This window comes from Leptolyngbya sp. BC1307, assembly GCF_002286735.1.
In the GTDB taxonomy this organism is placed as follows: domain Bacteria; phylum Cyanobacteriota; class Cyanobacteriia; order Phormidesmidales; family Phormidesmidaceae; genus Phormidesmis.
Genome location: NZ_NRTA01000040.1, coordinates 26,295 through 34,013, shown reverse-complemented (window position 1 = coordinate 34,013; position 7,719 = coordinate 26,295). Strand labels below are relative to the sequence as shown.

Here is a 7,719-nt window from a genome sequence, read left to right as displayed (position 1 = left end):
CCCGATAAGCATTAGCTTTGAAGGCAACTGCTATGAAACAGGAAACTCTCTGGGTAACCGGGGAATCCCCGTCTCTTCAGAGCGGGGAGTAGTCAAAGTCGAAATTGCCAGATCTCTGAACCCTCAGCTACTACCCAAATACAGAGCCGCCGTCGAAACCCGAGTATATATAGACTCGCAGGTGACGCTACCCATGCCCTTAGAAAGACGCGAGCGTTACTTAGAAATCAGGGAAATTGCCACTCAGCGAGTATTAACCGTGATAGAAGTGCGATCGCCCAGCAACAAGCAGAGCGGCAACGGACGACGAAAGTACCTGGCAAAAAGACAGGCCGTGTTAAGCAGCGCCACCCACCTCATAGAAATCGACCTGCTGCGCAAAGGAGAGCCCATGCCAATGGCAGGCGGACAGCAAACCAACTATCAGGTACGATGCTGATTTTGCTAAAATATCTATTCAGATGATTGGATTGCAGCATGTCTTCCCATACAGACCCCCGACAAAATGACCGGCAAAAAGCGCTCTCGCTGATCGAACGAATACCTCAGGAAAACCTGCCTACTGCTGTGCAGCTTTTAGAGCTGCTGGTAGAGCTGCCTGAGCAGGGCGCTGTGGAAGAAGAAGGTAAGTTAGCCGATATCATTCAAAGGCAACTGCCTGAAGCTGAGCAAATCAGACTCAATGATTTACGCGATCGCTCTGCATAGTACAAGCTGAGCGAAACTGAGCATCAAGAACTCATTTGCTATGAAGATCTTCTAGAGTAATACAGAGCTGATAGGTTAGCCGCGTTGATGGCGCTAGCAAAGCTACGGAACATTGACCTGATAAGCCTAAATCGTCAGCTACGAGCGCCTTCGCAGCCTAGCAATGCCGCCTAAGCCAAATAAAATTCCGCTTATCCTCAGGCGAGAAGTTTCTCAGCGAGCAAACCATTTTTGCGAATACTGCTTATGAGCAGTGGGTAGCTCATTGCTGATTATTGAGCCGTTCTTTGACAATCTCCCAGCTCGATCCAGCTTCAGGATTTTGGCTGTGCCTTTCTAGCCGGTGATCTAGCTCTTCCTTTTGTAGCTCAGTAACCGGCAAACCCTCAGGCCCTGAGAGAATGCTATTCCAAAGATCCTCAGCCAGCTGTATACGCTCGGCCACGCTCATCTGAGACATTTCGATGGTTAGCAGAGACTGCATATTTCCTAAGCCAAAACTCAACGCTGGCCCAATTGTAGCGTCAGCCCAGGATGAGTACACAATAAAACCTCCAGGGCTGGTTCTCCTTCCCAAGGGGAACCGTAAGGGAGGGGTTCTCAATGAGTCCGCTACACACCGAGACCCCTCCGTTGGTGCCCCTTGCCAAGGGGCACCAAAACGCAAGACTACTTACGCTAAATACCTACATTCATAAACGTAGTGCAAATAATCCTCGCCACTAGCGGGTAAACGGTACTGTATCTCACCTCACATCCCTCAATAACCCTAATGAACCCATCGCCGCAGCAGACTCATCGCCTCACCTTGGGCAGTCGTGATGGTGATAGCTTCTTCTACGGTCATAATCGGGCTCCATAGCACAGTCTCTGCGTAGTGCAAGGTGTGCAGCAGATGGATCGTCTGCCGCACATCTTCAGGGTGGCCCAGCAAAATGTGACGGAGCGATCGCCTCCCCCCACTCCCCACTGGCACCCCCTCAGGCAAGGCCATCACAGAACTCAGATTGGGCGAAACTTGGCCAGCCGCAAGCGGTTGACCGGTCACAAAAGTCATGGTTTTCATGGTTTCTCTACGTATTCAAAGGATATGGGTTAGAAAAACCACGAAAAACTTAGCCCCCCCAACTTGCCAGAAGTCAGGGGGGCTGTGAAAATGTCCACAACCTCTCTCACTGGTCATTGCAGTGTTAGGGGCGAGCTATCGGTGTTGGTGCCAGCCAATGCCGGTAGCGGCTAAATTTTTCGAGGCAGTTTAGCGATTGCATCACCCGCAACTTACGAAAAGTGCGCTCGCTAAAAGACAGCGTATCAGCCCCCATTCAAAAGCATCAACTATCTGATACAGAGAATCTTGATAATTACGCAGGAAACCTGCTGGAGTAAACGAAAGGGCACGGTACCCTCAAGCCCAAGCTATATAGCCGTCGTCGGATGCATACTCGCAGAGAAGGCTACGCCTACGTACGACGGCGTAGCCACTTAGCCCTCAGCACATAACGGTTATAGCGATACTAATACAGAAATTCTGGATTTTTTACAGTTCAAAGAAAATAAACCATTGCCCCCCATCCAGCAGCCCTCTAAGCGAAAACCCGGACTGCATCCCGGTGCTTTTGTCATGAGTGACGACTTCAACGATCCGCTGCCAGATAGCTTTTGGTTGGGTGAAGAATGAAGCTACTGCTCGACTGTAGATTCAGCTACAGATATCGTGTAAGTGGCGATCGCTATATCGCTGAAAATCAGATCTCTTCTCGAAAACTTCATAGTAAATGTTACATAGAACACAATCACTTGCAAATTATATTGATAGCTTTGACTGGTCAAGATTAGTTGATTTAGGGTGAGCAATGCCGGGTACATAGAGTGTAATAGCGGCTAAACCGCTGTTATCGTTAGCTCTAAACCCTTTAGATCGGTAATGAGGGAGCGCTACCACATACCGTTCACCATCTTAAGGAATTAATTACATGACTCTCCATTTAACTAACAAAGTGGCCGTGATTGCTGCTGGTGCCGCCTTAGGCATCGCAGTGCTGCAAGGTTCGGCTCAAGCTGCAACGCTGACTCAGTGGAACTTCAACACACCTGTCCCTGATGCTAATCCTGCAACAGGCACCCTGATCCCCAATATTGGAACTGGCACTGTCATGCGTATCGGTGGGACTACAGGTACGTTTGCTACGGCTGAGGATGGCGGGATGTCTTCAGATCCACGGGTCGGCGACGATTCTGCTCTCGACACAACTACCTATCCGGCTGCAACTGCTCTAAACAAGACGGCTGGTGTTGAGTTCAAGGTTTCTACAGTTGGGCAGCAAAACGTTCGGGTCAATTTTGACCAGTACTTTAGCGCCACTTCCTCTAAGTTCTCACAGTTTCAGTACTCATCAGATGGGACAAACTTTGTAGACTTTGGCTCACAGGTTGTGGGTTCCGTCAATACCTGGTCTAACAACAATATGTTTAATCTCTCTAGTATTTTGGGTGTAAACGACAACGCAAACTTTACATTCCGCATTGTGTCTGCTTTTGCTCCGGGCGCAAGTGGTTATGCGGGGACTGGTGGCACCTACGCTACTGATGGTTCCTGGCGGTTTGACATGGCAACTGTCAATGCAGATGCAATCCCGACACCGGCACTGCTGCCCGGTCTAGTGGGCATGGGTTTGGGTCTGCTGCGGAAGCGCAAATCTGAAGTTGCTGAGCTTAGTGGTGCAGAACAGTCCTGAAGAGTCGATATATAGGGAATCTCCCGGTGAGACAAGGGTGACAAATCGGGGGAAGACATGGGATGCTCAAGTTTCCAAACAAGAAATAATCCGATGTCAGTCCCCCAGCTTTATCGTCAGCTGCAAGCTCAACAACTGCCAGCTTAACTAAGTCAATGGATTTGTCCCCAAGACCAACGACATCTACAAGTCTTCTGTCTTCTGTGGGGTGCATCCCACTTTTGCAAATTTGGCCCCTCATCCCCCAATTCCTCCTCCCTCGGGGAAAGAGCCGGAGTTCAAAGTCCCTCTCCCTCCTCAGGGAGAGGGATTTAGGGTGAGGGTTACACAACCGGGATGCACCCAGTCTTCTGTGAGAATGTCGCTGCGATTTTACAGGCTCAAAGTGCCTGTCTGAGCCCATTGGTTTCCCTATCTGAGTCATCGGGACTGCCAAGCTCGCAGCCAGATGGAGCGATTAAACTACTTTGTCCAAAATCCCAAAATCACCTGGTGCGTTGATCCGGTGGCTGCGGGAGCATCAATTTAAGGATTACAAGCCAATTGAAGGACTCTGGCTATTCAAGTTTACCGAAGCACTTCAGGCCAAATTAGAAGAGCTTTTGAAAAAAAACGAACTGGATGCCTTATCTTCAGAAGAAGCAGACAAACTCGACAGTATCAATGAGCTAGAGCGCTTCTTCACCCACCTCAATGCCCGCCTGATTGCACCAGCATGACCATCAACGATCTCCTGCGTCAGCGAGTCCGCAGGCGAGCCAATGCCCTGTGCGAATACTGTCACTCGCCTGAAAGAAAATGAAGGGCTTGCAGGGAAACAGCTTCTACATCCTTCATCTACTTATCAAAGATTGCCGCAACCTCACAGCTAAACCCTGGCAGCATCGGCGAAGTTAACATATCTTCGGGCAGCAGCGTCGTCACTAGCTGAAGCTGAGCTGACTGCCGCCGATAAATCTCAATAGTCTTCAGCCGCCAGTTCACAATCCAATATTCCGGCACACCATACCGTGAATACAGCGCCAGCTTCGTCTCCCGGTCTCTTTGCTCATTCGCATCACCTGCCGAAAGCACCTCCACTATCAGCTCCGGCGCAATTGTGAAGTGCCCGGCCTCATCCATCCCCTTCTCTATTCGTTCATTGCTCGCCCACACCACATCCGGAATCACCGCATCCGCCTCAGTGAAAATTACGCCAGGTGCTTCGACAGCTTCACCAAGCCCCGTCCGGTCAGACCAATTCGTTAATTCAACGTGAATACGGCCACCCGCTCTTTGATGCCGAAAATGCGGGGCACGAGTCACGATCAATTCTCCCTCGATAATTTCGTAACGCCGCCAGCCGCCAGCCTTCGGCATCGCGTCCAAATCTCTTACCGTCCAGCGAATTGAATCAGCAACCATAGCCTTCAGTAAATAAGCGCTCACCCACTATTGTATCGAACAGCCTTCTACTCAAGCCGCCTTAGCGAGTAAGCAAAGTGACAGAAGCTATCGCAGCCTGCCAAGTTAAACTAGAGATACCAACATCCACAGGTTCAGGCTCATGCCAAACCGAGCGCTAGATTGGTTGCGGCAGGCCAAACGCGATTTACAGCAGGCGCAAGCATCTCAGGCAGACGAACGATACGAATGGGCTTGCTTTGCTGCACACCAAGCTGCCGAAAAAGCGGTTAAAGCGCTACATCTAGCACTCGGACAAGAAGCTTGGGGGCATTTAGTAGCACGCCTGTTTACCGAGCTACCGCCAGACCAAGCCCCAGAGATACCTACTTTACTCCTTGAAAAAGCCAAGGTGCTAGACAACTTTTACATCCCCACCCGATATCCAGACAGCCATCCAGAAGGCTCCCCTTTCGACCATTACGGAATATTGCAAAGCCAGGAGGCCATTAAATATGCCAGTGAGATCGTTGAATTCGTCGATCATGAAATGGCCTAACCGACACCAGGTTCACACCGCCATCAGTCAATGGGTCCGGCAACTGGGCACAGCTTCTGGTACCGCAGCATCTACCGTACTGTCTGCTGGCTACTTCGGCTCCTATGCTCGCGATGACGCTGGCGTCGGTAGCGATCTAGATGTCGTCATCATCGTCACAGAAAGCAACCTGCCATTTAATCACCGTTACAATCTTTGGGACTTTAGTACGATTCCCGTCCCGGTAGAAGCGCAGGTATATACAGTTCACGAATGGGAGCAGCTACCTACCCAGCAACCTCGATTTTACAAAACGCTCGTCGAAGAAACTTGTTGGATAAAGCAGACAGCAGCGCATTCTTAACTATTCCTCACCCACTGCTGCCGCAAAGACAGATCAGGATTCATCCCCAGCCGCATCTTCACCACCTGCTTAAACGCCAGCCACAAAAACGGCGGAATCGTACTTGCATAGCGCTTCCACAGCCGCCCCGGCTCTTGCTTCAGCCGGTAGCACCACTCCAGCCCATACTTTCTCACCCACACCGGAGCCCACTTCTTCTCACCCCCATACACCGAGAAAGCCCCGCCCAGGCCCACCATCACCGCCTGCACCTGCCCCCGATGCTCACCCATCCAGCGCTCCTGCTTTGGGCAACCCAAAGAGACAAACACCAAGCCTGCGCCACTTTCATTAATCTGATGGGCGATCGCTGCATCCTCCTCTTCACTCAGCGCCCGAAACGGCGGCGATACCATCCCCACCACTTGCAACTCAGGAAAATCTTTCGCCAGCTTCTGACGAATCGTCTCCAGCGTCTCAGGCGTAGACCCTAAGCAAAAGACACTGACGCCTGACTCCTGCGCTTGCTTACATAGCGCCAACATCAGCTCCATCCCCGCCACCCGATCTTGCGGTTGCCCTTTCATCAGACCCGTCATCCAGGCCAGCGGCATCCCATCTGGCGTCAGCAGGTCAGCATTGACTAGCACTCTGGCAAACTCACGCTGCCAGTGCCCTTCCATCAGCATATGCACATTAGAGACACAAACCACACGACTCGAACGCGCGATCGCCCACTGCATAATCACACTCACCTGATTGTCAAAAGACAAAGCTGAGATCGGAAAACCCGTCACATTCTGAGTGGGCAGGGAACTTTTAAACTGCCCAGTAAACTGCCCGGACTCTGAGCTATTGAAATAAAACATGGGTTAAAAGTCTGCATAGTCTTTGAACATGGACTGCTTACGATGAACCCTGAAAAATCTTTAATATCGCCTGTCAGCAAAGTCTCTAAAAGTCTCTCAGACAGAACTTACAACCCTGAAGCATCACCAACCCAAGGAAAACTAAACGCAAAATTCCTTGAAAATCGATGTACAAACGAGTCTACCGACCAAGCCAAGCCAAATAGGTCAGCGCGATCATCAATAAAATGCAAAAAAGAGCAGCCCGGCTAACCAGCGTCTCTAATAATCAACAGCCAACCAACAACCGCAACCAATCTCTCGTCTCCTCGAAGGAAGATAGATAGGAAGTGAACTTACGCCGCTAATGCTTTTGTTGAAACAACATTAAGTCGCACGGTCTTAAGTCGCACGGTCTTAAGACTGTGCAAGACTGAGCTAGCTCTCTGGCGTTCAGAGCTTTAGCAAGGGCTTTCTAATTAACTTTCTAATTAACAGTGCCTTTAGATGCTTAGTGATGATCAGCTGATTAAACCCATCAGCCGACTGTAAGAATAACTGCGAAAAACGGTAGATAAGGTAGAAATGCGTCGGTAGATAGCACTAGATTGATGCTTTGCTGAATCGTCTTTTGTCTTAGCTTTCCAACTAGAGATAGATGCTTTGAGCCGCTGCATCAAGTTCATGCAGCTCACGTTGCTTACAGTTGCACAGTTCCCTCCGTATGTGCAAGTGCAAAATCCGTGGTTTCACTCAACTTCATAAAAAGTTCACGATCATCGCTGATCTAAGATCCCAAAAAACTCGGTACAAGTCATTTAAATCACCGTGATACAGAAAGCTTTCTTAACGTGAGCCGCCACTGGCCAGATTGACTGTCATTACTTTGGAAGCTCTCCATTGCACAGTCAGGCTATATGGCCCGTTCGCCTCATTGAGAAGGAGATCAGGCGAGATTCCTATTGCCTTGCACTTGTCAAGCTTTTGTCTGTGAGATCTTGTAATTTTTCTGTGAAGTTCAGGCAAGCGTTTAAGAAATGTGGCGGATTTGAGCTTGTCAGCGTGCAAACCTACCTAACGAACCGTTGGGACAAACTATTGAGCAGAACTATTGAGCGATCGCCAAACAGCACTATCGTCCGGAGAACCGCAGCATTTCTTGAA

10 protein-coding genes and 1 pseudogene are annotated in these 7,719 nt (G+C 49.9%); 7 read left to right on the top strand and 4 right to left on the bottom strand.

The features are described 5' to 3' along the window. Positions 1–439: DUF4058 family protein (locus CKL79_RS17535; protein ID WP_240518939.1), on the top strand; the 439-nt coding region annotated here is incomplete at its 5' end. A 38-nt stretch (positions 440–477) separates the two neighbouring features. Beyond that, positions 478–708: a hypothetical protein gene (locus CKL79_RS17530; protein WP_240518938.1), complete on the top strand. Its 231-nt coding sequence runs from the start codon at positions 478–480 to the stop codon at positions 706–708. A 262-nt stretch (positions 709–970) separates the two neighbouring features. On the opposite strand, the gene CKL79_RS17525 is transcribed toward CKL79_RS17530, so the two are convergent. Together CKL79_RS17525 and CKL79_RS17520 are read right to left on the bottom strand one after the other, a co-directional pair. After that, entirely contained in the window at positions 971–1,192 is a 222-nt protein-coding gene (locus CKL79_RS17525; RefSeq protein ID WP_121970867.1) for an addiction module protein, read from the bottom strand. Between the two features lie 285 nt (positions 1,193–1,477). Then, on the bottom strand, positions 1,478–1,774 hold the full coding sequence (locus tag CKL79_RS17520) for a hypothetical protein (RefSeq protein ID WP_121970866.1): 297 nt from the start codon (positions 1,772–1,774) through the stop codon (positions 1,478–1,480). A gap of 907 nt (positions 1,775–2,681) precedes the next feature. Between CKL79_RS17520 and CKL79_RS17510 the strand changes: the two genes are divergently transcribed. From CKL79_RS17510 to CKL79_RS17500, 3 genes and pseudogenes are all read left to right on the top strand, one after another. Next, entirely contained in the window at positions 2,682–3,443 is a 762-nt protein-coding gene (locus tag CKL79_RS17510; RefSeq protein ID WP_121970864.1) for a PTPA-CTERM sorting domain-containing protein, read from the top strand. Positions 3,444–3,788: 345 nt separating this feature from the next. Beyond that, positions 3,789–3,930, top strand: a pseudogene (locus CKL79_RS17505) (IS4 family transposase); the annotation flags it as partial. Then, positions 3,911–4,162 carry a hypothetical protein gene (locus CKL79_RS17500; RefSeq protein ID WP_240518937.1) on the top strand — a complete coding sequence of 84 codons (252 nt, stop codon included), beginning with the start codon at positions 3,911–3,913 and terminating at the stop codon, positions 4,160–4,162. The pseudogene CKL79_RS17505 and the gene CKL79_RS17500, both read left to right, overlap by 20 nt. A 118-nt stretch (positions 4,163–4,280) precedes the next feature. On the opposite strand, the gene CKL79_RS17490 is transcribed toward CKL79_RS17500, so the two are convergent. Continuing rightward, on the bottom strand, positions 4,281–4,847 hold the full coding sequence (locus CKL79_RS17490) for a Uma2 family endonuclease (RefSeq protein ID WP_121970862.1): 567 nt from the start codon (positions 4,845–4,847) through the stop codon (positions 4,281–4,283). Positions 4,848–4,989: 142 nt separating this feature from the next. On the opposite strand from CKL79_RS17490, the gene CKL79_RS17485 reads away from it, so the two are divergent. Together CKL79_RS17485 and CKL79_RS17480 are read left to right on the top strand one after the other, a co-directional pair. Beyond that, positions 4,990–5,385, top strand: a complete 396-nt coding sequence (locus CKL79_RS17485) for a HEPN domain-containing protein (protein ID WP_121970861.1) — start codon at positions 4,990–4,992, stop codon at positions 5,383–5,385. Beyond that, positions 5,372–5,728, top strand: coding sequence for a nucleotidyltransferase domain-containing protein (locus CKL79_RS17480; protein WP_170944101.1), 357 nt, complete (start codon positions 5,372–5,374; stop codon positions 5,726–5,728). Before CKL79_RS17485 ends, CKL79_RS17480 begins: the two co-directional genes overlap by 14 nt. On the opposite strand, the gene CKL79_RS17475 is transcribed toward CKL79_RS17480, so the two are convergent. Further along, a complete protein-coding gene (locus tag CKL79_RS17475; protein WP_121970859.1) occupies positions 5,725–6,576 on the bottom strand; it encodes a WecB/TagA/CpsF family glycosyltransferase in 852 nt (283 codons plus the stop codon). The genes CKL79_RS17480 and CKL79_RS17475 overlap by 4 nt on opposite strands. Positions 6,577–7,719: the final 1,143 nt, after the last annotated feature.